This is a genomic window from Rahnella sp. 1L-D-7-B-C2, assembly GCF_057290995.1.
This window is the reverse complement of record NZ_JBXAVQ010000004.1, coordinates 214,668-239,072: the sequence shown is the minus strand read 5'-3', so window position 1 is coordinate 239,072 and position 24,405 is coordinate 214,668. Positions and strand designations below refer to the sequence as shown.

The 24,405-nt window shown below is 52.9% G+C and carries 22 protein-coding genes and 1 pseudogene; 12 read left to right on the top strand and 11 right to left on the bottom strand.

Features of this window, described 5'->3' with window-relative positions; genetic code table 11:
* The first annotated feature begins 116 nt into the window (after positions 1–116).
* On the top strand, positions 117–1,817 hold the full coding sequence (gene olsF, locus AC0Z7K_RS09550) for a bifunctional ornithine lipid synthase OlsF (protein ID WP_485614120.1): 1,701 nt from the start codon (positions 117–119) through the stop codon (positions 1,815–1,817).
* A gap of 98 nt (positions 1,818–1,915) precedes the next feature.
* On the opposite strand, the gene AC0Z7K_RS09545 is transcribed toward olsF, so the two are convergent.
* The 3 genes and pseudogenes from AC0Z7K_RS09545 to AC0Z7K_RS09535 all read right to left on the bottom strand — a co-directional run.
* Positions 1,916–2,962 (bottom strand): FKBP-type peptidyl-prolyl cis-trans isomerase N-terminal domain-containing protein, encoded by a 1,047-nt coding sequence (locus AC0Z7K_RS09545; protein WP_485614118.1) that lies wholly within the window; start codon positions 2,960–2,962, stop codon positions 1,916–1,918.
* A 276-nt stretch (positions 2,963–3,238) separates the two neighbouring features.
* A complete protein-coding gene (locus AC0Z7K_RS09540) occupies positions 3,239–4,444 on the bottom strand; it encodes a serine hydrolase domain-containing protein (protein WP_485614116.1) in 1,206 nt (401 codons plus the stop codon).
* Positions 4,445–4,626: 182 nt separating this feature from the next.
* Positions 4,627–4,782 (bottom strand): annotated as a pseudogene (locus tag AC0Z7K_RS09535) (cytochrome b/b6 domain-containing protein); the annotation flags it as partial.
* A 284-nt stretch (positions 4,783–5,066) separates the two neighbouring features.
* Between AC0Z7K_RS09535 and AC0Z7K_RS09530 the strand changes: the two are divergent.
* On the top strand, positions 5,067–6,713 hold the full coding sequence (locus AC0Z7K_RS09530; RefSeq protein WP_485614115.1) for a methyl-accepting chemotaxis protein: 1,647 nt from the start codon (positions 5,067–5,069) through the stop codon (positions 6,711–6,713).
* A gap of 36 nt (positions 6,714–6,749) precedes the next feature.
* Positions 6,750–7,058 carry a hypothetical protein gene (locus tag AC0Z7K_RS09525; protein WP_413530089.1) on the top strand — a complete coding sequence of 103 codons (309 nt, stop codon included), beginning with the start codon at positions 6,750–6,752 and terminating at the stop codon, positions 7,056–7,058.
* A 91-nt stretch (positions 7,059–7,149) separates the two neighbouring features.
* Here AC0Z7K_RS09525 and AC0Z7K_RS09520 read toward each other — a convergent pair whose 3' ends face one another.
* Complete coding sequence (locus AC0Z7K_RS09520; RefSeq protein WP_413530088.1) at positions 7,150–8,703, bottom strand: peptide MFS transporter; 1,554 nt, start codon at positions 8,701–8,703, stop codon at positions 7,150–7,152.
* A gap of 141 nt (positions 8,704–8,844) precedes the next feature.
* Between AC0Z7K_RS09520 and AC0Z7K_RS09515 the strand changes: the two genes are divergently transcribed.
* Positions 8,845–8,988, top strand: coding sequence for a hypothetical protein (locus AC0Z7K_RS09515; RefSeq protein WP_485614113.1), 144 nt, complete (start codon positions 8,845–8,847; stop codon positions 8,986–8,988).
* Between the two features lie 13 nt (positions 8,989–9,001).
* On the opposite strand, the gene AC0Z7K_RS09510 is transcribed toward AC0Z7K_RS09515, so the two are convergent.
* Positions 9,002–10,204: a BaiN/RdsA family NAD(P)/FAD-dependent oxidoreductase gene (locus AC0Z7K_RS09510; RefSeq protein ID WP_485614112.1), complete on the bottom strand. Its 1,203-nt coding sequence runs from the start codon at positions 10,202–10,204 to the stop codon at positions 9,002–9,004.
* Between the two features lie 322 nt (positions 10,205–10,526).
* On the opposite strand from AC0Z7K_RS09510, the gene pitA reads away from it, so the two are divergent.
* Positions 10,527–12,032 (top strand): inorganic phosphate transporter PitA, encoded by a 1,506-nt coding sequence (gene pitA, locus AC0Z7K_RS09505; protein ID WP_413530078.1) that lies wholly within the window; start codon positions 10,527–10,529, stop codon positions 12,030–12,032.
* 107 nt (positions 12,033–12,139) lie between these two features.
* On the opposite strand, the gene uspB is transcribed toward pitA, so the two are convergent.
* Entirely contained in the window at positions 12,140–12,475 is a 336-nt protein-coding gene (gene uspB / locus AC0Z7K_RS09500) for a universal stress protein UspB (protein ID WP_112167500.1), read from the bottom strand.
* A 348-nt stretch (positions 12,476–12,823) separates the two neighbouring features.
* Between uspB and uspA the strand changes: the two genes are divergently transcribed.
* The 3 genes from uspA (at position 12,824) to AC0Z7K_RS09485 (ending at position 14,199) form a co-directional block, all read left to right on the top strand.
* Positions 12,824–13,264, top strand: coding sequence for a universal stress protein UspA (gene uspA / locus AC0Z7K_RS09495; protein WP_014333460.1), 441 nt, complete (start codon positions 12,824–12,826; stop codon positions 13,262–13,264).
* 223 nt (positions 13,265–13,487) lie between these two features.
* The gene (locus tag AC0Z7K_RS09490) at positions 13,488–13,724 is read left to right on the top strand and encodes a hypothetical protein (protein ID WP_485614110.1); all 237 of its coding nucleotides are present in this window, start codon (positions 13,488–13,490) and stop codon (positions 13,722–13,724) included.
* Positions 13,725–13,836: 112 nt separating this feature from the next.
* Positions 13,837–14,199 (top strand): hypothetical protein, encoded by a 363-nt coding sequence (locus tag AC0Z7K_RS09485; RefSeq protein ID WP_485614108.1) that lies wholly within the window; start codon positions 13,837–13,839, stop codon positions 14,197–14,199.
* 61 nt (positions 14,200–14,260) lie between these two features.
* Here AC0Z7K_RS09485 and rsmJ read toward each other — a convergent pair whose 3' ends face one another.
* A complete protein-coding gene (gene rsmJ / locus AC0Z7K_RS09480) occupies positions 14,261–15,007 on the bottom strand; it encodes a 16S rRNA (guanine(1516)-N(2))-methyltransferase RsmJ (RefSeq protein ID WP_056775557.1) in 747 nt (248 codons plus the stop codon).
* Between the two features lie 9 nt (positions 15,008–15,016).
* Positions 15,017–17,077: an oligopeptidase A gene (gene prlC / locus AC0Z7K_RS09475; RefSeq protein ID WP_485614106.1), complete on the bottom strand. Its 2,061-nt coding sequence runs from the start codon at positions 17,075–17,077 to the stop codon at positions 15,017–15,019.
* Between the two features lie 181 nt (positions 17,078–17,258).
* Here prlC and AC0Z7K_RS09470 point away from each other — a divergent pair, with 181 nt between their 5' ends.
* Together AC0Z7K_RS09470 and gorA are read left to right on the top strand one after the other, a co-directional pair.
* Complete coding sequence (locus AC0Z7K_RS09470) at positions 17,259–18,101, top strand: 23S rRNA (adenine(2030)-N(6))-methyltransferase RlmJ (protein WP_112167494.1); 843 nt, start codon at positions 17,259–17,261, stop codon at positions 18,099–18,101.
* A gap of 164 nt (positions 18,102–18,265) precedes the next feature.
* Positions 18,266–19,618, top strand: coding sequence for a glutathione-disulfide reductase (gorA, locus tag AC0Z7K_RS09465; protein ID WP_413530074.1), 1,353 nt, complete (start codon positions 18,266–18,268; stop codon positions 19,616–19,618).
* A 98-nt stretch (positions 19,619–19,716) separates the two neighbouring features.
* Here the strand turns inward: gorA and AC0Z7K_RS09460 are convergent, their stop codons facing one another.
* The 3 genes from AC0Z7K_RS09460 to AC0Z7K_RS09450 form a co-directional block, all read right to left on the bottom strand.
* Positions 19,717–20,103 carry an acyl-CoA thioesterase gene (locus AC0Z7K_RS09460; protein WP_413530073.1) on the bottom strand — a complete coding sequence of 129 codons (387 nt, stop codon included), beginning with the start codon at positions 20,101–20,103 and terminating at the stop codon, positions 19,717–19,719.
* 341 nt (positions 20,104–20,444) lie between these two features.
* The gene (gene cho, locus AC0Z7K_RS09455) at positions 20,445–21,296 is read right to left on the bottom strand and encodes an excinuclease Cho (protein WP_413530072.1); all 852 of its coding nucleotides are present in this window, start codon (positions 21,294–21,296) and stop codon (positions 20,445–20,447) included.
* 271 nt (positions 21,297–21,567) lie between these two features.
* Positions 21,568–22,500, bottom strand: coding sequence for a sugar-binding transcriptional regulator (locus AC0Z7K_RS09450; RefSeq protein ID WP_485614103.1), 933 nt, complete (start codon positions 22,498–22,500; stop codon positions 21,568–21,570).
* 233 nt (positions 22,501–22,733) lie between these two features.
* On the opposite strand from AC0Z7K_RS09450, the gene AC0Z7K_RS09445 reads away from it, so the two are divergent.
* Together AC0Z7K_RS09445 and AC0Z7K_RS09440 are read left to right on the top strand one after the other, a co-directional pair.
* Positions 22,734–23,669 (top strand): tagatose-bisphosphate aldolase, encoded by a 936-nt coding sequence (locus tag AC0Z7K_RS09445; protein ID WP_485614101.1) that lies wholly within the window; start codon positions 22,734–22,736, stop codon positions 23,667–23,669.
* Complete coding sequence (locus AC0Z7K_RS09440) at positions 23,662–24,258, top strand: P-loop nucleotide/nucleoside kinase family protein (protein WP_485614099.1); 597 nt, start codon at positions 23,662–23,664, stop codon at positions 24,256–24,258. The genes AC0Z7K_RS09445 and AC0Z7K_RS09440 overlap by 8 nt, the downstream gene beginning before the upstream one ends.
* The last annotated feature ends 147 nt before the right edge of the window (positions 24,259–24,405 follow it).

Below are 24,405 nucleotides of genomic sequence, written 5' to 3'. Positions count from 1 at the left end.
ACCACCCTGGTGAAAATAACGCTGCACAGGCAAGGTTCGTCATTTGGTCATTTTTCTGACACATCGCTGTCATGCACCATGACTATGGTCAGGTTAATTCAACCGGAGGACATCCTATGTTCAGCATGGATACCCTGTTTCAGGATCTCGACCCGCAGCATAAAACCCCTTCCTGGCAACGCCGTCTGTTAAAAACCCTGTTCCGCGAGAAAGAATTTCATCGCTTTGCCGACCAGTATCAGCATCTCAAAGGCATCGATATGGTCGAGCAGGTACTCGAGCAGTTCAACATTCGCTGTGAACTGACCGAGCGCGACCGCGAGCAGATCCCGAGCTATGGTCCGGTGGTGATTGTCGCCAACCATCCGATTGGTACGCTGGACGGGCTGGCGCTGCTGCACGCGGTGGCTTCAGTGCGGCGGGACGTCAAAGTGGTGGCGAATCAGCTGCTGTCGCTGGTTTCGTCGCTCGGCAGCCTGATGATCCCGGTGGATAATATGGGCAACCGCACGCGGCGTAATCAGGTGGCGCAGATGCAGGATCATCTGGAGAATCAGGGCGTGCTGATTGTGTTTCCGGCGGGTGAGGTCTCGCGTATGAGCTCGAAAGGGGTGCGCGACGGTAAGTGGCACACCGGTTTTATCCGCCTCGCGGCCAAAGCCCGTGCGCCGGTGGTGCCGGTACATATCAGCGGCAGCAACAGCGCGTTATTTTATCTGACGTCGATGATTTACCGACCGCTCAGCACGCTGCTGCTGGTGCATGAGATGTTCGGCCAGCGCGGCAACAGCCTGACGCTAAAAATCGGGGCGCGCATCCCTTATTCCAGCTGGCACGACGGACAAATGCTGGCGGGCGATATGGCGGCACGTTTTCGTAAACACGTTTATCGTCTCGGCGGTGGCAAACCGGGTCTGTTCCATACTGAATCGTCGATTGCCCGCGCCGAAGACCGCGCCGTCCTGAAACATGCGCTGGAAGCCAGCGAAGTGCTGGGTAAAACGCCGGACGGGAAGATGATTTACCTTTATCGCCGCCACGGCGAAGACACGGTGCCGATCCTGCGTGAACTTGGGCGACTGCGCGAAATTGCGTTCCGCGCCGTGGGCGAAGGCAGCGGTCGACGTCGGGATCTCGACGGCTACGATGACGATTATTTCCATCTGGTGTTGTGGGATCCGCAGGCGCTGGAAATTGTCGGTGCGTACCGGTTTATTCCGACCGCCGATCAGGTCGCCAGCAAAGGGCTGAACGGTATTTACAGCCAGAGCCTGTTCCAGTACGGGCATCAGATGGATCCGATTCTCGCGCAGGGAATTGAGCTCGGACGCAGCTTTATTCAGCCTGCGTACTGGGGAAAACGTGGGCTGGATTATCTGTGGCTGGGCATCGGCGCGTATCTGGCGAAGTATCCGCAAACGCGCTATCTGTTCGGACCGGTGTCGATTTCCGGCGGAATGCCGCTGCCCGCGCGTGATTTACTGGTGGCGTTTTATCGTCTGTATTTCGCCCCTGCTCTGCCGCTGGCGACTTCCCGCCGCCCCTATCCGGCTTCATTGCCGGACGTGTTAGCGCAGTTTTGCGGTGACGATTATCAGGAAGATTTACAGCGTCTGAAACGTCTGCTGGCCAATCTGGGGAGCAGCATTCCGGCGCTGTATAAACAGTATTCAGAACTTTGCGAAACCGGCGGCGTGCAGTTTATTGATTTCGGCAGCGACCCGGCATTTAACAATTGTATCGACGGACTGGTGCTGGTCGATCTCACCCATTTAAAACCGGCTAAATTCGAACGCTATATTTCAGTGCATCAGTAAGTTACTTGTCCCCCCTTTCTGTAATACCGAACACTTGAGGAAGCTTACATATCAGTGAAAGACAGACTCCCCCACAAAGGGGAGTATAAGAGGCATCACTACGGATTATTCACATTCACCACGGAGATGGTGTAAATCATCACCCCGCTATTTTTTTTCGCTGCCGCATTATTGCTTTCCAGAACAGCTGGCGGGATGACGAGCTTGATTCTGCCGCCCTTGCGAATCAGCTTCACACTGTCGCGCAAAACCGGTGGCATGTTTGCGACGCGGAATATCTGATTTGAATTTTCGATCTGCGGGCCATCTACCACGGTGCCGTCAATCAGTTCACCTTTGTAAGACACTTCCACCTGATTAGTGTCTTTGATGGCTGCGCCCTCACCTTTCTCTTCGATCAGATAGTACAAGCCCTTGGAGGTCTTTTTCACATCCGGGCGCTTGGTGAACTCATTAATAAAGGCTTTATCTGCCTCCTGCTTTTTCACTTCCGCCGCCTGCTTCAGGATTTTCACCTGTTCATCAAACGCCATCAGCGTGGCCTGCACATCCTGAACACTCATCTTTTCCTGATGATTAAAGGCATCGGTAATACCCGCCAGCAGGATGTTTTTATCGAGCGTGATGTGCAGCGCTTTCTGCTGGGCAATCTGTTCTTCAATGTACTGTGCCAGAGCAATACCGCTGGCGTACGCGCGTTTTTGCTCCTCACTGTTCAGGCTCAGCGCGACTTTCGCCGGTTCTGCAGCAGCAGGTTCTGACGTGGCATGAGCCACCGGCAATGTGGCGGCTTCGGCGGATTTTTCAGGCGCGACCGGTTCAGGTGTGGCAACGACGGCTTTATCTGGTGTCACCGTTTCAGAGGTGGCAACAGCGGCATTATCGGGTGTCGCCGGTTCAGGGGCAGCAACAGCGGCTTTATCGGATGTTGCCGAGTCGGGGGTGGCAACGACGGAATTTTCAGGTGTGACCGGTTCAGCCGTGGCCGCGTCGGATGTGACCGGCGCTGGCGCGGCAGGTGCGACCTCAGCAGCATTGGCCGTCACAACAGGGGTCGCGTCAGCGGCATGAGCCATAAAGGTATAGCTGGACATCATCAGGAGGCTTAAGACACATGCCACTTTTTTCACAGGAATAAAAGACATAAAGGTACCTTCGGATAAGAATTACATAGTTTTCTTTGAATGTTATTCATCAGGGAAAATAGCGCTAAATACGATGAAATCCGGGCATTATACCAGCAGGAATGTCATGGAGGTTCATCGCATTAATAAAGAGAGAGACATTTTACAAAGACACTCAGATAAAGAAATTCTTATTGTGTAAAACTTCACACATCGATAAAAAACAAGCATAAAAAAACACAATTCATTTCTGTCATGAATGAGTAATTAGGATTTTTCGCAGCAAACAGCCGGAGTTTAGTGACAGGTTCCGCGAAAATCGTCCGCCATCGCCATCTTCAGTAGCAAATCATGGCCGATGTAATTGCTCCAGTTGAAAGAGTTCTGTAAGACAACTACCGCATTTTTATGCTTTTTATCGAAACCAATATAACTTGAGTATCCGCCGATATAGCCAACCTGATAAGTGATCACCTGATTATCTTTATGATCAGTGACCCACGCGATATTGGCTGCTTCGATATTCCGTGGGAAATAAATTTTTTCAGAAACTCTTATCGCAGAATTAAGCTCGCTTGGTTCTGAATCTGTAATATGCGCACGGAGGTATTTCAGTAAGTCGTCTACATTACTGTATAAGTTAGCCGCAGCGACCATATTGTTCGTGAAATACCAGTCAGGTACCACTTTGCCACGGCGGATAAACTTCGGTTGATCGCCTGCATGGCCGATAGCCCGGTAAGGATAGGCTTTCAGCGTCGGGCCATGAAAACTGGTGCTGCCCATTTTCAGCGTCCTGAAAATAAAGTCATAAGACAACTGCTGGATATCTTCGCCGGTCTTTAACTTCAGGATGTAACCGAGCAGCGCGTAACCCAAATTGGAATACTGAGGCTCCGGCGTTTGCGGACGTTTAAACGAGGAGAGATCGTTCAACACCGCATCGCTGTCCAGCTCGTTATAAAAGTTATCGCCGGTATACAGATATTTGAGGAAGCTCTGCAACATGTCTTTGTTCATGTTCTGGCGTGGTAAACCCGAGGTGTGGGTCGCCAGTTGCAACAAGGTAATGTTCTTCGCGTCGTCACTCAGCGGGGTGTTTTTCGGCAACAAATCAGAAAGTTTATCGTCCCATTTCAGCAGCCCTTTATCCACCAGCCCTGCCACTACTTCGCCAGTCACACCTTTACTGATCGAACCCAGCGCGAACAACGTTTCCCCGTCGATTTTGCGCCCCTTCACCGCATTGGTATAACCGTAACCCCACGTCCGGGAGGCACCGTCGTTGCGGATTATGCCTATCGCCAGTCCGCTGGCCTTTTCCTTTTTGATGTACTGCGAAACGATGCCATCGACCAGTCCGTCGATATTTTGCGTGCAGGCAAGCTGCTTCACCGCCTGCGGACTTTCCTTCACCTGCATCTCGGACAGCGTGCCGCATGAAGTCAGCAGCAAAGGCAGCAGGATGCTAAAACCGGTCAGTCTTCCCGTCACTCTTTTCATTGCATTGATTTATCATGCGAAGTGGTACGGGAATAATGACGGGTGTACATCACGCGACCTTAAGAAAGTGAGTTACGCACGCCGGATGGCGCACTGCAGGCCGCACACTGAGTGATTTCGGTGATTTTTACAATCGGAATTGTAGCAGGCACGCTGATTACCGTATTAAGCAGGAACCCTTACCCGCCTGGCAGCGCATCGGTCAGCAGTGCCAGAACGCCGGGCCCCTGAATGGTGCTGGCAATCCCGCCGTTGTGCGCGTCCGGCAGGCGAAGGTTCATCAGTGTTTTGATGTCTTCAATAATGCCTCTGAAATCACACCTCATCCACGAAAAATATCGCTTTAAACACCCCCTAAAGATTGTGTTCTCCTCAGGTCAGAAGCCGTAAAAAATTGATCCTCTCGGTTTGTTGCTACTTAGAGTTCAAACAGTCAAACAAAAGCATAAAAATTCAGTTATTGGCATAAAAATTCACTTAAAAACAACAATCGCATACATTGACTTAACGTAAATAACTGAATTAGATCGGTTTAATTAACCTTTGCCCTGCCTTTGCCGATAACCTTGATTCACGTCCTGCCGCTTTCATGAAGAATGGACACTACATATCAGGGGATAATATGAACATCACACAGCGTCTTTTACTGACGTTCTCACTGCTTTCCGCCGCCCTCATCGCACTGGGCGTCGTCGCGATCATGCTGATTTCAGGGTTTCAGGCACGTTTTGAATATGTACAGGTCAACGCGATCTCATCGATAAAAGACCTCAATAAGCTTATCAACCAGAGCAACACGCTTTCTCTCACGCTCTACAAACATCAGAGCCAGACTGACAACAGTAAAATGCCGGAGGTGGAAACCCAGATCCAGCAGCAGGTTGCCGGGCTGAAAACCCTGACGGATTTTTATCGGCAACACGATATCTCCAGTGATGAAGATGAAAGGCTGACCCTCCTGGCTTTCGACAACATCCGCAAAGTGGAGGAAAAACTCCCGGCGTTCCTGGCCTCTTCACGGGCGCATCAGGATGACGTCAGCCTGGCGCTGATCGAAGGCGAAGGTGGGATTGGCGGGGCCATCCGTCAGCTCATTGCGGATTATCAGAAGCAGCTGGTCGTTAACATCAACATCAGCGAAAGTTTGCGTGCAACCAATCACAAAATTTTCACCTCCACGCTATGGGGAATGGGCACCGGCGTGACGGCGACTATCATGCTGCTCGGCTTCTTTGCGCTGGTGACCATCCGCCGCGTGCGCCAAAGCCTGCTGGCCATCGGGAATATCATGACCGTCGCCAGTGATCGCCTTGACCTGACGGTCAGCGCCGATGACAGCCGTCACGATGAAGTCGGCAACATGGCCCGCGCGTTCAACAGCCTGATGCAACGGGTATCCGGCGCGCTGCTCTCCGTGAACGCGGCGTCTCAGTCCGTCAGCAGCGCCTCGGCGCAAATCGCCGCCGGTAATGAAGATCTCTCCTCACGGACCGAACAGCAGGCGGCTTCTCTGGAAGAGACCGCCGCCAGCATGACCGAACTGAGCGAGACCGTCCGCCAGACCGCCGACAACACCCGGCAGGCCAGCCAGCTGGCGGGCAACATGAATGCGCTGTCGGAGAAAAGTGCGTCATCCCTGGAGACGATGCTGGGCACGATGGGCGATATCCGCAGCAGCTCCCGTAAAGTCACCGAGATCATTACGCTGATTGAGGGTATCGCTTTCCAGACCAACATTCTGGCGTTAAACGCAGCCGTGGAAGCCGCACGCGCCGGGGAGCACGGTAAAGGGTTTGCCGTCGTGGCAGGAGAAGTCAGAAATCTTTCGCAGCGTTCGACTACCGCCGCGCGTGAGATAAAGGAGCTGATCGACCTCTCCTACAGTCTGATTGAAGCGGGCGCACATCAGGCGGGTGACGTCAGCGAGAACATGAACTCGATGGGCAACGCCATCCGTCAGGTCACCGATCTGGTCAATGAAATTGCCGCCGCAGCCACCGAACAAAGCCAGGGGATCGCGCAGGTGCATCAGGCTGTCAATCAGATGGATGATGTCACTCAGCAGAACGCCGCACTGGTAGAAGAAGCCTCTTCCGCGTCGCGCTCCTTGCAGGAACAGGCGGACGGCCTTGCACGGCTGGTGGGTGAATTTCGCGTCAGTCAGGATCCTCAGCCATATCGTTCATCAGCGAGACCCGCTCCCGCACTGATTAGCGCTCCACGGGCGGGCGCAACAATGGCCCAGGACACCGACTGGCAAAGTTTCTGATACGGCTTTTAACGCCTGAGAACAGGGAAAAAAAGCATGGAAAACGTTCAGGAGCACGAAGCGCATTTGGAAAAACACAAAGCGTTGATTGAGAGCTTTGAGCAGATGGCGGCGTTGGTGAATCAGCTTTCAGTCGGGGAATACCGTTCGCTGGAACTGTACATCAACAACTGCCGTCACTTCCGCGACCGCAGTCTGGAAGTGCAGTCAATGCTGGCGGATCCGGCATTTGAAACTTATCTGATGCGCAATGATATTGCGTTGTATTACAGCATTCATAGCCTCAACATGGCCTTCGGCATGATGACCAATATGCTGGAAAATCTGAAAGGTTTTTTGGCCTGATGCGCAGGAATTAAAGGAAGTCAGATCAAAAGGAGGCCGATCGTCAGACCGGCCTCCTTCATTTCACGATATGTAAAAATGCTATGCCCTGTCAGGCATGGGTCGCGGCTTTCTGCTCAGAACTCGCCTGAGCATTTTGCAGCATACGTCGAACCGGAATGATCAGCACAAACAGCACCGCTGCGCAGATCAGCAACGCAATGGAACAACGCGCGAAGAGATTCGGCAACATATCCAGTTGATCGGCTTTCACATGACCGCCAATCAGACCCGCCGCCAGATTACCCAGCGCACTGGCGCAGAACCACAGCCCCATCATTTGCCCGCGCATCCTTTCCGGTGCCAGCAGCGTCATGGTCGCCAGACCAATCGGGCTGAGGCAAAGTTCGCCCAGTGTCAGCATCAGAATACTGCCTACCAGCCACATTGGGGATACGCCTGCGCCACCGTTGGTCAGCACATTTTGTGCCGCCATCATCATGATGCCAAAGCCCGCAGCCGCACATAAAATACCGATGATGAACTTGGTGATACTGCTTGGACGCACGTTGTTGCGCGCCATCATCGGCCATGCCCAGCTAAATACTGGCGCAAGAATGATAATAAACAGCGCATTGATTGACTGGAACCATACGGCCGGGATTTCAAAATCGCCGATCATGCGGTTGGTGTAGTCATTGGCGAACAGGTTGAACGAGGTCGGCTTTTGCTCGAACGCAGACCAGAAGAAGGCCGCGGAAACCAGCAAAATAAAGCAAACCAGCAACCGGGCCCGTTCTTTGCGGTTCAGGCCGGCAAACACAAACAGGTAAATAAAGTAGAGGGCCACCGAGGCGGCAATCACGTAAACCAGCACGCTGGCGACCGCGACCGGATTAATCACAATCACGCCCTGAGCGATCAGCGCAACGACAATTGCCACACCCACCGCCAGCGCCAGCAGCCATGCGCCAACGCCCTTTTTCTTCGCCACCGGATTATTCCAGGTGGAATCTAAGCCCACTTCGCTGTCGTAGCGTTGCATCGATGGCACCGCAAACAGGCGGAAAATCACCAGCGCGATCAGCATCCCGATACCACCGATACCAAAGCCCCAGTGCCAGCCGTGAGTTTTTATCAGCCAGCCGGAGATCAGCGGCGCGATAAATGACCCCATATTGATGCCCATATAGAACAGCGAGAAACCGCCGTCACGACGCGCATCGCCTTTTTTATACAGCGTGCCCACCATGACCGAGATACAGGTCTTGAACAGGCCAGAGCCGAGGACGATAAACATCAGGCCGATAAAGAACAGGCTGTCGCCCATAAAAGCGGAGAGCGCAATCGACAGGTGGCCGAGAGCAATCAGGATCGAACCGTACCAGACCGCTCTTTGCTGCCCGAGCCAGTTATCCGCCAGCCAGCCACCCGGCAGCGCAGCAAGGTACATACAACCGGCGAAGATACCGACGATAGCCGAGGCATTTTCACGCGCGAGCCCCATACCACCTTCGTAGACCGTCGCCGCCATGAACAGGATCAGTAAAGGCCGGATCCCGTAAAACGAAAAGCGCTCCCACATCTCTGTGAAGAACAGTGAGCGCAGCGGATAAGGATGACCTAAGAAGGTCCGGCCTTCGTTTTTACTACCAGAGGAATGCATAAATTCTCCAAAAAGTCTGACGGAGTGTTTGCGAACACTGAACTGCGCGGCGGCTGTCTGGCGGGCCGCTCATCATCATTCAGCCATTATTATTTGATAACAATTAGGGGTTATCTCTAGTGCCAACCGCAGGACTTTAAGATGAAAAGTCGACCATTGTCCACTTTTACAGACTTTATGACGGTTAACAGAGAAAATGACGGTAAAGAAAATGCGTGGGGTGGGGTGAATAAAAGTGATGCGCAAGCACTCCGCTCCATCCGGGCTGATGGAGCGGAAACCTAAGAATATTGAATGTTTATGATTTTCGCGAAGCCACCAAATCCTGCGCACACGCCCACGCCGAACTCCATGCCCACTGGAAGTTATATCCCCCCAGCCAGCCGGTGACGTCTACCACTTCGCCGATGAAATACAGACCGGGGACTTTGGCCGCGGCCATCGTTTTCGAGGAAAGCTCTTTGGTATCGACACCACCGAGAGTCACTTCCGCCGTGCGGTAGCCCTCGGTGCCGTTCGGCTGTACCTGCCAGTTTTGCAGTTGCCCGACCAGTTCGGCCTGTTGCGGCGCGTTCAGCTGTTTCAGCGTGACGTCCGGTAACTGACCGAGAGTTTGCAGGCATTCGACCAGCCGCTTAGGCAATTGCATCGCCAGCGTATTTTTCAGGCTTTGATTCGGATGTTCCTGTCGCTGAGCATTAAGAAACGCCGCCAGGTCAGTATCCGGAAGTAAGTTAACGCTCACAAACTCACCGGGCTGCCAGTAGCTGGAAAGCTGTAACACCGCCGGGCCGGACATGCCGCGATGGGTAAAAAGAATGCTTTCGCGGAAAACGGTGCCATCCTGCGCGGTCAGAACCGAAGGCACCGAGACGCCGGACAATGTCTGCAAGTGGTCGAGCAGCGGTTTATGCAGAGTAAACGGCACCAGGCCGGCACGCGTCGGTAAAACTTTCAGGCCAAACTGTTCGGCCAGACGATAACCGAACGGCGTTGCGCCCAGCCCCGGCATCGAAAGTCCGCCGCTGGCCACTACAAGTGAGTGAGTACTCACAGTTGAGCCGTTCACGTTGATAATAAAGCTGTCTTCGGTTTTCTGAACGTCGGAAATCTCGCTGCGCAGGCGTACTTCGACATTCCCCTGCTCGCACTCTTTATCGAGCATCGCGACAATTTGCTGGGCAGAGTCGTCGCAGAATAACTGGCCGAGGGTTTTCTCGTGCCAGGCGATGTCGTAGCGGTTGACCATATCGATGAAATCCCATTGGGTATAACGCGCCAGCGCGGATTTACAGAAATGTGGGTTTTCCGAAAGATAGGCGGCCGGTTCGGCATATAGATTAGTAAAATTGCAGCGTCCGCCCCCGGACATCAAAATTTTACGTCCGGTTTTCTTGCCATTATCCAGCAGCAGAACACGGCAGCCACCCTGTCCGGCCTGCGCTGCACAGAACATGCCTGCCGCACCCGCACCAATGACTACCACATCAACCTGTTCCACTTTTGGCCTCTCTTTTCGGAAAATTCAGCTACGTTTTAAATAGGATACGCTCTGCATTTGAGCAGGTTTTGCCCGCTATGCGCCGCGGATTGTAAGTGACTGACAGGGGTTACACCAGTATCAGCGGGGTTTTATGGCGCTAAGTAAGCAAATGTTTCAATGAAGAAAGGGCAAATAACTAACTGATTATTCATAAATTAATCTCCGTCTCGGCTTTTTTTGTCCTGTTTTTAGTCAAAAAAATGTCATATTTTCCTTTTATAGACACCCTGTTCTCGCAGATAATGCGCGGCGTTCATGACCACTAACTGGCGTAACAATTATGCTGCATCTATTTGCCGGGTTGGATTTTCATACCGGTTCGTTATTGATTCTCGCGTTACTGTTTGTTCTGTTCTATGAAGCCATCAACGGTTTTCATGATACGGCCAATGCAGTAGCAACCGTCATCTATACCCGGGCAATGCGTTCGCAATTAGCGGTCGTGATGGCAGGGGTATTTAACTTCCTTGGCGTCATACTCGGTGGTTTGAGTGTGGCTTATGCCATCGTTCATTTGCTTCCAACCGATCTTCTGCTCAACGTAGGTTCCACGCATGGCCTTGCTATGGTGTTCTCTATGTTACTGGCAGCGATCATCTGGAACCTCGGCACCTGGTATTTTGGTCTGCCGGCGTCCAGCTCCCACACCCTGATCGGCGCCATCATTGGCGTAGGGTTGACCAATGCATTGATGACTCACACTTCCGTGGTCGATGCGTTAAACATCCCTAAAATGATCGGTATTTTTGCCTCTCTGATTATCTCGCCTCTGGTGGGGATGATTGTGGCAGGAACCATGATTTTCCTGCTGCGTCGCTACTGGAGTGGCAATAAGAAACATGCCCGTATCCACCTGACGCCTGCTGAACGTGAAAAGAAAGACGGTAAGAAGAAGCCGCCGTTCTGGACCCGTATCGGCCTGATCCTGTCGGCTATTGGCGTGAGTTTCTCTCACGGCGCTAACGATGGTCAGAAAGGTATCGGCCTGATCATGCTGGTCCTGATTGGTGTGGCTCCGGCAGGTTTTGTGCTCAACATGAGCGCAACCGGTTACGACATTACCCGTACCCGCGACGCCGTGACGCACCTCGGTCAGTACTATCAGCAGCACGTGGATGCGGTACCGCACGTGGTCGCACAAACACCTCTGGTGCCTGCGCCAGACGTGAATATCGCACCGACCGATGCTGCGAAAGTGTTCCACTGCGACAGCAGCCATGCACTCGACGCTATCGGCCGCGCGCAAACGCTGCTGACCAATCTGCCGTCTTACAGCGCCCTGGCACCGGATGAACGCAGCCATATGCGTCGCCTGCTGATGTGTGTGTCTGATACGGCCGATAAAGTGGCGAAACTGCCGGAAACCTCGCCTGCGGATAAACGCTTCCTCGGCGAACTGAAAACCGACATTCTTCAGACCGTCGAATATGCGCCGATCTGGATCATCATCGCGGTAGCACTGGCGCTGGCGCTGGGTACCATGATTGGCTGGAAGCGCGTTGCAACCACCATCGGTGAGAAGATCGGTAAGAAAGGCATGACCTACGCACAGGGCCTGTCTGCGCAGCTTACGGCGGCGGTGTCTATCGGCGTGGCAAGTTACACCGGTATGCCAGTCTCCACCACGCACGTGTTGTCCTCTGCGGTTGCAGGCACCATGATTGTGGACGGCGGCGGCGTGCAGTCTAAAACCGTGAAGAACATCGCGATGGCATGGATTTTAACCCTGCCGGTCTCGATTGTGCTTTCCGGCCTGCTGTACTGGATTGCGTTAAAGCTTATCTGATAAACGTCTGAGCTGCGGCTCAGGTAAGAAAAAGGCGACCTTGTGAGCAATCACAGGCCGCCTTTTTTGTTTCCTTTTTCACACATCCTCACAACGATTATTCAGGGTTAATACCAGATGAGCATCGCCAGCATACTGATGAGGATAAGCCCCACCAGCGCGGTCGTCAGAACGAACTGACCACGGACTCTCTCACAACGACGGATAAACTCAGGGTCGTGATGTTCAACGTAACGCTGAGCATAAATATATCGCACCAGCCTTATCTGCTTGCTCGGTTGGCCGTGAGACGTAAAGAACCCGCCGCCATCCACGTACTGATACAGCAAGGGATCGCATCCCCGAAGCACCACCAGCAATGCGCGCAGAGAAGAGTAATAGCGCAGCATATTCACCACACACACAAAACATAAAGCCCAAAATAGCGCAACGGGACTGATCATGATTCCCCCTCAAGGCGAACTCACCCCGCGCAATGTGACCCGCAATCGGCCACACACCCGACGTTTCGCCCTGCCTTTCCGCGATTTCACACCCCCGGACACAACGCGGTCCGCCCCTTTTCACATCACAGAAAATTGCCAAAGCAGGAGAACCCTGCATTCATTGAGTGTAGGAAACGAATCTGGAAATGGGGACGCTGGCTCATATTATTTCTATCTATGCTTTGTCAAATGAGGAAATGGGATCTGTATGCTTGATTTCTTTAACCATTTTGGGGCTATACTAAAAGCATGAGTTTCGCATGATGCTGATATTGCTGTTAACCGACTTATGGAAGGAGTTTTCTTATGGCTTACAAACACATACTCATTGCAGTAGACCTGTCGCCAGAGAGCAAGGTTTTGGTTGAGAAAGCCGTCTCGATGGCGCGTCCGTATAACGCCAAAGTGTCCCTGATCCACGTTGATGTGAACTATTCAGACCTGTATACCGGCCTTATCGATGTCAATCTGGGTGATATGCAAAAACGTATTTCCGAAGAAACCCACCACGCGCTGAATGAACTGTCGCAAAACGCCGGTTATCCGATTTCCGAGACCCTGAGCGGCAGTGGTGATTTAGCGCAGGTATTGGTCGATGCCATCAACAAATACGGCGTGGATTTAGTGCTGTGCGGTCATCACCAGGATTTCTGGAGCAAACTGATGTCCTCCGCGCGCCAGCTGATCAATACCGTCCACATCGACATGTTGATCGTCCCGCTGCGTGACGAGGAAGAAGAAGCGTAAATCGCGAAAGCGTTAACGTAAAAATGCCCGCAGGTGAAAACCGGCGGGCATTTTTTATGGGCGATATGTGAGCGAAAGAAAACTGGTCAATCTCTGGACTAAGCATTATTATTGTATATACATAAATTTTATTATTAGATTTAAATCATTAACACTATGTTTAAATAGAAATAAAATTTAATACGCTGGTATATACGGACGATATTTTCATACAGAATGTGCCATGAAAATCCAGTTTTCTTCTGCAGTGAAGGAAAAATTGCTCATCAAACACAGTGTGACGGAAAAAGAAGTTCTCGAATGCTTTGTTAATCGTGACGGGAATTACCTGATGGATATTCGAGAACAACATCGGACGACCCCGCCTACATTGTGGTTTATCGCCCAAACGAACCGGGGCCGGATGCTGAAAGTCTGTTTTATACCTCCGCATCAGGGACACCCGGCACAACTTAAATAGAGAAGCGCATTTACAGCAGTAAACAGGCGTGATGAAAATTGAGCAATTTCGTGCAGATTTGCGGTTACGCACCAACGGGCCACCAATATCGAAACATTTAGAGGATGACATTATGACAACCCACCACGACGCCCAAAATAACGCTGAGATGTGGGATAACCGCGAGCTGGGCGTGTCTGAAGAACACGCTGTCGCAATCTCCGCCGCTCAGGCTGCTGAGATCGATGACATGATGGAGCTTCAGGCCATTTCAATAAGACTGCAAAAGTCGCTGCTGAGTAACCTGAAAACAATCGCGGCACATCACCAGATTGGCTATCAGCCGATGGTAAGAGATTTGCTGACGCGTTTCGCAGAAGCGGAAATGAAGAAGATTTTGATCGACCAGTTAAACAAGATCGATGAAGCACAGCGGGATCGCGAAAAAACGGTACCGGTGACAGAGTTTATTGAAGATTTGCGTAATCAGGCATGAAAATAAGAAACCAGAACGTATGTGCAGTGCTTTCTGGTTTCTTTTTCATCTCGTTGTGTTCTTACAACGGCGTATAAATATCAAACCGGTGGCTTTTGGTCACCACGGCGGCTTGCGCGGGGATATCGGCCATCGGTGGCGCGTAATCCGGGCGTTTTACCACAATGCGCTTAGTGGCTAAGCGGCGCGCCGGTTCCAGCAATCCATCGGCGTCCTCATCCGGGCCAACCAGCCCCTGAAACACGCGCATCTCTTTTTTCACCAGCGCACTTTTCTGCTTGTGCGGATACATCGGGTCGAGATACACCACTTCCGGCTTAGGCGAAAGCTCAGAGAGCGCCGTCAGGCTGGAGGCGTGCAGCAGCGTCATGCGCTCACGAAGCCACGGGCCGATTTCAGCATCGCGGTAACCGCGCGCCAGCCCGTCGTCGAGCAGCGCCGCAACGACCGGATTACGCTCCAGCATCCGCACTTTGCAGCCCAATGACGCCAGCACAAAGGCATCGCGACCTAAGCCCGCCGTGGCATCGACCACATCGGGCAGATAGCGCCCTTTAACACCCACCGCTTTCGCCACGGCTTCACCGCGTCCGCCACCGAATTTGCGACGGTGCGCCATGGTGCCACCGACGAAATCGACAAAAATCGCGCCGAGTTTCGGCTCGTCGCGTTTGCGTAATTCCAGACGTTCAGGCGTAAGAACCAGCGCCATCACCGCGTCGGGGTCAGACGTCAGATTCCAGCGCTGCGCCAGAACAGATAAGGCGCCTTCATCGGCGCCTTCTTCACACAGTAAACACACACTCACAGGCAGAGATTATCCTTTGATACCGTAATGGCGCAGCATAGCATCCAGCTGCGGTTCACGCCCGCGGAAGCGCTTGAACAGCTCCATTGGCTCTTCGGAACCCCCGCGTGAAAGGATATTGTCGAGGAATGACTGGCCGGTTTCGCGGTTGAAAATCCCCTCTTCTTCGAAGCGGGAATAGGCATCGGCAGACAGCACTTCCGCCCACAGATAGCTGTAGTAACCAGCCGCATAACCGCCGGCAAAAATATGGCTGAACGCATGCGGGAAACGTCCCCAGCTCGGTGATGGCACCACGGCAACCAGCTTCTTGATTTCCCCAAGGGTTTGCAGGATCTGCGCACCTTTCGCCGGATCATATTCCGCATGCATACGAAAATCGAACAGGCCGAACTCCAGCTGACGCAGAATAAACAGCGCTGCCTGATAGTTCTTCGCCGCCAGCATTTTATCCAGCATCTCTTTCGGCAGCGGTTCGCCGGTTTCGAAATGGCCGGAGATGAATGCCAGCGCGTCCGGCTCCCAGCACCAGTTTTCCATAAACTGGCTCGGCAGCTCGACGGCGTCCCACGGCACACCGGCAATACCGGCGACTCCCGGCGTGTCGATGCGGGTCAGCATATGATGCAGGCCGTGACCGAACTCATGGAACAGCGTAGTGACTTCGTTGTGGGTGAACAGCGCCGGTTTATTGCCGACCGGGCCGTTAAAGTTGCAGGTCAGGTACGCGACCGGCTTTTGCAGCTCGCCGTCGGCTTTGCGCATGCTGCCGACGCAGTCGTTCATCCAGGCGCCACCGCGTTTGTGCTCGCGGGCGTAAAGGTCGAGATAGAAACTGCCACGCAGATCACCGGTCTCATCAAACAGGTCGAAGAACCGCACGTCTTTGTGCCAGGTTTCCACGTCTTTACGTTCTTTAGCGGTGATGCCGTAAATACGTTTTACCACTTCGAACAGCCCTTCCAGCGCGCGCTGTTCAGGGAAATACGGACGCAGTTGCTCGTCGTTGATGGAGAACAGATGCTGTTTCTGTTTTTCGCCGTAGAACGGCAAATCCCAGGCTTCCATCTCATCGACGCCGTAATGTTCTTTGGCGAACGCACGCAGCTGAGCCAGTTCCTGCTCACCTTGCGGACGCGCACGGGTCGCCAGACCGCTCAGGAAGTCGATCACCTGTTTCGGGCTTTCAGCCATTTTCGTCGCCAGCGACATATCCGCGTAAGAATCAAAGCCCAGCAACTGCGCCAGCTCGTGACGCAATGACAAAATCTCCGCCATCACGTCGCTGTTATCCCATTTACCGGCATTGGGGCCCTGATCGGACGCGCGGGTACCGAACGCGCGGTACATTTCTTCACGCAGCGCACGGTTTTCGCCGTAGGTGATGACCGGCAGATAGCTCGGGATATCCAGCGTCAGTAACCAGCCTTCCTGTTCTTTGGATTCGGCCAGCGCTTTCGCCGCCGCCAGTGCGCTTTCCGGTAAACCTTTCAGATCGTTTTCGTCAGTGATGAGCTTGCTCCAACCCATAGTGGCATCGAGCACGTTGTTGCTGTAGGTCGAACCCAGCTCAGACAGACGCGCAGAAATTTCGCCATAGCGCTTTTGCTTTTCCATCGGCAAGCCAATACCGGAAAGCTCGAAATCGCGCAGGGCGTTATCGATGGATTTTTTCTGCGCCACAGACAGCGCAGTAAAATGATCGCTGGCTTTTAAATCGCAATAGGCCTGATACAAACCGGCGTGCTGACCCGCCCAGGTGCTGAACTCAGACAAAATCGGCAGGCACTGCTCATAGGCTTCGCGCAGCTCCGGGCTGTTTTTCACCGCGTTCAGATGACCGACCGGTGACCAGATGCGCCCGAGACGATCGTCGCTTTCCGCCAACGGCTGGCACAGATTTTCCCACGTATACGGCGCACCTTGTGCAACCACGCGTTCGATGGTCTGACGGCTTTCTTCGATCGCAGACTTCATCGCAGGGACAATATGTTCAGGTTGGATCGCAGAGAAAGGCGGCAGGGAGAACGGTTTTAAGAGCGGATTCGACGCGTTTTGCTGTTCAGTCATAGGGCCAGTCCTTCGTAATAACGTTGGGGGTGATACGCCAGTGGCGCACCACGCCGTGAATTCGGGTCGTCTTAAAGATGACGTAACTTCTAACATGCGGTCAAGGGACGGGGAAATCAATGGGTGGCGGCGGGATAGTCTTTAATGGATAATGCCGCGAAGCCGCAGGAGAAAGCCGCACATGTTGAGTTACCGCCACAGTTTTCACGCCGGCAACCATGCCGACGTACTGAAACACACTGTTCAGAGCCTGATCATTGAGTCTCTGAAAGAAAAAGATAAGCCTTTCCTTTATCTCGACACCCACGCGGGTGCCGGGCGTTACCAGCTGAGCGGCGAACATGCCGAACGCACGGGCGAATATCTGGAAGGTATCGCACGCATCTGGCAGCGTGACGATATTCCTGAAGAACTGGCGGCTTATATGTCCGTCGTCGGCCACTTCAACCGCAACGAGAATCTGCGTTATTACCCTGGCTCGCCGCTGATTGCGCGTCAGCTGTTGCGGGAAGAAGACAAACTGCAACTGACCGAACTGCACCCGAGCGATTTCCCGCTGCTGCGCAGTGAATTCCAAAAAGATGACCGCACCCGCGTTTCGCGCGCCGATGGCTATCAGCAGTTGAAAGCTCAGTTGCCGCCACTGTCACGCCGTGGCTTTATTCTGATGGATCCACCATACGAACTGAAAACCGATTATCAGGACGTGGTCAAAGGAATTCAGGAAGGCTACAAGCGTTTTGCTACCGGCACATACGCGCTGTGGTATCCGGTAGTGATGCGTCAGCAGATCAAAAAAATGCTGCGCGATCTGGAAGCCACTGGCATCCGCCGTATCCTGCAAATCGAACTGGGCGTGCGCCCGGACAGCGATCAACGCGGGATGACGGCTTCTGGCATGATTGTCATCAATCCGCCGTGGAAACTTGAGCAGCAGATGAAGAACGTGCTGCCGTGGTTGCTGAAAGTACTGGTACCCTCCGGTACGGGTCACACGACGGTCAAATGGGTCGTGCCTGAGTAATCCCCTTCTGTTCTGCCGGAGCCGGTTTTCAAAGGCTCCGGCTATCAAACCTATCGCAATCATTGATCCAATCTTTTCCACAACCAGCTAAACTCTTGGGCAATTATTTAGATTAGCGACGCCGGTATGGCGTTCTTCATTTTTCACAATTCATGGAAAATCCGATGACCAAACATTATGACTATCTGGCAATTGGCGGCGGCAGCGGCGGTATCGCATCAATCAACCGTGCAGCCATGTATGGGAAAAAATGCGCGCTGATCGAAGCTAAAGAGCTGGGCGGCACTTGCGTCAACGTGGGTTGTGTCCCGAAAAAAGTGATGTGGCACGCCGCGCAGATCGCCGAAGCTATCCGTAACTACGGCCCGGACTACGGTTTTGATACCACCGTTAACAGCTTCAACTGGAAAACGCTGGTCGCCAACCGCACCGCGTACATCGACCGTATCCATACCTCTTACGACAACGTGCTGGGCAAAAATAACGTTGATGTGATCAAAGGCTTCGCGCGTTTCGTTGACGATCATACTGTGGAAGTGAACGGCGAGAAGATCACCGCAGATCACATCCTGATCGCCACCGGCGGTCGCCCGAGCCATCCAAACATTCCCGGTGCTGAATACGGCATCGACTCCGACGGTTTCTTCGATCTGACCGAAATGCCGAAACGCGTTGCCGTCGTTGGTGCAGGTTATATCGCGGTTGAAATCGCCGGTGTAATGAACGGGCTGGGCGCCGAAACTCACCTGTTCGTGCGTAAACATGCGCCGCTGCGTACCTTCGATCCGCTGATGGTCGATACGTTGGTAGAAGTCATGGAAGCCGAAGGCCCGGCGCTGCATAAAGAATCCATTCCGAAAGAAGTGGTAAAAAATGCCGACGGCAGCCTGACGCTGAAGCTGGAAAACGGCAAAGAATTTGAAGTCGACAGCCTGGTCTGGGCGATTGGCCGCGAACCGGAAACTGACAACTTCAACCTGAAAGCGACCGGCGTAAAAACCAACGAAAAAGGCTACATCGTCGTCGATAAATTCCAGAATACCAGCGTAAAAGGCATTTACGCCGTGGGCGACAACACCGGTGCAGTCGAACTGACGCCAGTGGCCGTTGCGGCGGGTCGTCGTCTTTCCGAACGCCTGTTCAACAACAAACCGGACGAGCATCTGGATTACAGCAACATCGCCACCGTCGTCTTCAGCCACCCGCCAATCGGCACGGTCGGCCTGACTGAACCGCAGGCCATCGAGCAGTTCGGCGAAGACAACGTAAAAGTCTACAAATCGCAGTTCACCGCCATGTACACCGCCGTCACGCAGCACCGCCAGCCGTGCCGCATGAAACTGGTGTGCGTCGGTAAAGACGAGAAAATTGTCGGCATCCACGGCATCGGTTACGGCATGGACGAAATGTTGCAGGGCTTTGCGGTCGCACTGAAAATGGGCGCAACCAAGAAAGACTTCGATAACACGGTTGCTATCCACCCGACCGGCGCAGAAGAATTCGTTACCATGCGGTAATGCAGGAAAATCCTGCCAGCACCTTTGGAACGTTAAAAACTGGCCGTAACAGGCCAGTTTTTTTAGCTGTCATCACTTTCCCCCGACGAGCGTCACAGCTATATATCCAACGCGTTCTTCACCGCATCTGGCATCGAAGGACGCCCGTTAGTCAGGCAAGTGGCAACAAAAGTGGCGTCGGCGAAAACAACGCCTTCAACTTTGATCTGTTGAACGAAGTTAACGCGATTACGTTTTTCATTTCTCTCCAGTACGCATGTCACTTCAACCTGATCGCCTTTTTTCAGGCTTTTACGAAAGCGCATTGAGTACTCCAATACCATATACAGGTTGCCCTGAGTAAATTCAGCTTCGATATCAATTCCCAGCGCTTCTCGCATATAGGCGTGGCGCGCCCACTCCATGTAAAACGGATAGTACAAACCATCCACGACACCCTGAAAATCGATATGAGCCTCATCCACTTCATATTGTTTACTAAACATTTCTTCGCCTTATTCTCACAGTTGCGTAACAAAGCATCAGATATACAGCAGTAATTTCGTTTGGTAAAAACCAACATGTTTCAAGATAATACCAGTGAGAAACTATTTTATTCGGATACAAAAAGACCCGAGATCTAGTGACCTCAGGCCTTTTGGTTTTGATGCCCCGTTATTTCACCGGTAATTCCAACACAACTGCGGTGGTTTTAAATTCAGCGAATACTTCCGCGATACCCGCCAGCGCGGCGCAGAGACGGCGAACTCCGTAGCCGGCAATTCAAAACCCCCGTCGCTTTACCGAAGGGAATTCAGGCTGAGTGTGGAATAACCAGTCCCAAGCCTCAATCCAGTAAAATAACCTTTGGGCTGTCTGGCGCAAACAGCGGTTTGCAGAGGATTTTGTAGCTGTCACGGTCAAAATGCGGAACGGCGATATCGAACTCTTTTGCGGCCTCCAGCGTTTTCACCGTACCCAGGTAGAACCAGTGATTGATGACGTGATAATCCGTCTGGCCATCCGCTTCCTCGGCGATGGCGATGCGGCCGGGATAAGGCCAGCTGCGGATTTTCAGGGCGCTGAGCGCATTTTTTAGGCGTTCAAAGTGCGCCTCAGGCGTTTCTTTTCCGCAACACACACCGGCACATTTACCGAGAGAAAACCGGAAGCACGCGCGGTTTTTTGCCAGTTTCTCCAGCCCCAGCGCGCCATAACAGAGCTTTTCCTGATCGGCGATATCCCGGATTTTCTCCACCGCAGACATCTTGGTTTTAAACAGCCCGAACAGGTCTTCGCTGTGGGAGAAATCCACTTCATTGCTGAACACAATATTGGCGGTAAATCCCTGAAGCCGGATGGAACACAGTTTGCGGGCGGTACGCAGCCGCTTATTAAACAGCGGACGCCGCGATTTGATCAGATCGGACTCCAGCAGCAATGCGCCGACTTCGCCGATGGTCTGGACATAATCGATGTCGCGCGTCATATGCAGCAATTTTGCTTCAGCAGGATTGCGAAAATGCGACATCACGCGGCTGCGGATATTCACACTTTTGCCGATATACAGCGGAAAAGTCTGGTCATCACCATAGAAAATATACACACCGCTGCTGCCGGGCAGGTTTTCTAAGGTATGACGAAGATGTTCAGGATACTGATAAAGCTCGGTGAAAAGCTCTTTCTCGGGATTCCACAAATTAGCTGACCTGCTGTTGCCTGATAAAAAACGTATAAAAAATATTCGACAAATAATACTGTTTGTTTATACAGCTCGCAACCTCCGAGAAATAAATTACGCGTAAATTTTTCGATTCCCTTTGATATTAGGAATAATTTTATTAGTCATTCATCCCGGCCCGGAGACAAATAATGCGACAAAGCCTTTAAGCGCTGATGATCTTCGACGCATTGGATCGTCAGGGTAGGTTTGCCGCCGCGGCGGCCAGACTGTTTAAAACCGCATCGCGTTACGCCACCGGCAGCTTATCCAGAATCGCCTGCGCGGTGTTCACATCCGTCACTAAGGAATTGATCATCCCTGAACGCACCGCGCCGATAATCCCGGCAGCTTTTTCTGGCGTGGCGGCAACGCCAATGGTCAGCGGCGTTTTACGCAACTGCTCGACGGAGGCTGCGATCATCCGCTCCTCACCTTCCCAGTGTAGCAACTCGCCGGACTCGGTGAAGTAATGGCGCAGCACGTCGCCCGCCGCATCACTCAGCGCCTGCTCACCCGGCGTGGCGGTGGTGGATTCACTCGGTTTCGGCGTGTGCGTCAGACCGATGCCGACAATCGCCGCGTCGAGGCGATCCCACAGCGAGATAATTTCCTGCACGCTGCGATCGGCGAGAAATGCATCGCGCAGCGGTGCAGAAGAAAGATAGGGCGCATGTAAGAAATACGGCGTGCCTTCCATCTGTTCCGCCGCCCGGCGCACAAACTCGGTGATCTGAAAATGAGGCGCAGACTGTTGCATTCCGCCGTTCAGCGCCACGGTCATGATGCCCGGCAATCGCGGCATACCGGCCAGCGTCACTTCGCGCACCGCCCTTCCCCAGCCAATACCGAGCACCGAACCCGATCCAAGCCCGGCCTCCTGCAACAGTGAGGCCAGCGGTGTCGCCAGCGCGCCCAGCACATTTCCCGGTGGCGCATCGACCACGTAGGCCTGCTTTAATCCGAGACGTTTGACCAAATCTGACGTCATGTCTTCCGGCGAAGATAATCCCACCACTTCGATGCGCACAATGCCCGCCGCACGGGCCTTGTTAAGCAATCTTGAGATGGTGGCCGTTGAGACATCCAGCTTGCGAGCAATCTCCACCTGAGACATATCAGACTCGTAATGCAGCTTCGCCACTAAATGCATCATGGCACGCGTTGCTGCAATATCTTGCAAAATTGGCTCTTTCAGCTTGAAATTCCTTTCAGTAATGAATTACACTCAAATCGTCGATTGAGGGATTATTGCGCAACACCTGTAAAAATGCAATGTGCCGGATCGGGCTTCAACCCTTGTAAACCGGCAAGTTACGCGATTCTCCACCCCTTTTTGCCTGGGGGTAAAGACAGAACGTCCAGTGTAATCGAGATTTTTTCATCTGTAATAAATTTCACGCAAAGGAGAGTTCCATGTCAAAAATGTCTACTTCAGAATTACGCAGCTATCAGCAGATTTGTGGCAAGAATGGCGCAATGATGGTTATCGCCTGCGACCAGCGCGGGGCCATGCGCAGCCTGCTGGCCAGCGATCCTCAGCAACAATCCGCCATTTCTGAACACGAACTCGGGCTTATCAAAGCCGACATCACCCAATATCTCGCCAGTAAAGCGACGTGCGTGCTGGTCGATCCGGTGTGCGCCGTACCGCAACTGGTGGACGACGGCATTATCGCCCGCGACACCGCCCTGCTGATCGGCCTCGATGCGTCGGGCTGGGATAACTCGCCGGAAGGCTACCGTCTGTCGCGACTGGTCGCCAATGTGGATGCGCGCCGTGTCCGCGAACTGGGCGCGACCGGCGGAAAAATCATGGTGTACCTGCGTTCCGATCAGGAAGAAGCCAACCGCCACAACATTGAAATCCTGCGTCAGTGCATCGACGATTTTGCCCGCGAAGATTTACTGCTGGTGGTGGAGTTTCTGACCTACAAACTCGATAACGAAACCGAGGAAGAATATAAGGAAAAAGTCCCGTCGCTGATTTATGGTGGGACGAAGATCTGTCTGGAATGCGGTGCGAAGGTGCTGAAACTGCCTTATCCTGGCTCCAGACAGGCATGTGCGGATATCACCACACTGGCAGGCGACGTCCCCTGGGCGGTGCTGTCAGCGGGTGTCGATCACACAACGTTCCTCAAGCAAGTGGCTGACGCGATGAGCGAAGGGGCATCGGGCGTAATCGCCGGGCGTTCACTGTGGAAAGACTGCATTTCTCTCGACCGGAGCGCGACTAAATCCCGGCTGGAATCTCTCGCCGTGCCGCGTCTGAACGAGCTTCAGGCGGTGATCCAGCAGTATTTCCGCGCACCGGCGCACAACCAAACTGAACAGGTGGAACATGTCTGAAAACAGAAGCGCCTCACGAAATGGCTTTGCCGGAAAACGCGTTGTCCTGGTCAACGGGATCCCCGCATCGGGTAAAAGCCGGCTCGCCGTTGAGCTTTCTGAACACAGTGGCTGGCTGCAACTGTCGCTGGATGGCATCAAAAACCCGTTCCTTCAGCGACTGCAAAATGTCGATCGCCCCTTTAACCGCGTGCTGGGTCAGGCCAGCTATCAGGTAATTTGGGATATCGTTGCCAGTGCGCCACAGGGCAGCACCTTTATTGTCGATGCCTGGTTCGGTTTCCAGCCGAAAGAGGTTTTGCAGGGGTATCTGCAACAGGCGGGAGTGACGCAGGTGGTGGAAATCTGGTGCAAGATTGATGCACAACGCGTGGCCGACCGCTTTTCTTCACGGCTGGGCGAACGGTTACCGGGACATGTCGGGGCAGAATACATTCCCGAATTAAAAATTCTTGCAGCAAATGCGCAGCCCATGGCGCTGGGGCCGGTATATTCTCTCGATCAGAATAATGTCGATGATAATAGGCCTGTAAATATTGTTGTTATTCACGAATGGATAATGAATTCATTCCATACACAAACGCAATAAATTAAACGGGGAAATATTACGTTACTGAACAAAGAAACAGACTGATGTGTGTTTTTTGGCTCACGAATTTATTACGACACATCGTTTTACATTCTTATCTTTGATAAATGAAAGTTTAATTAATAGTAAACAGGGTTGGACAGATCA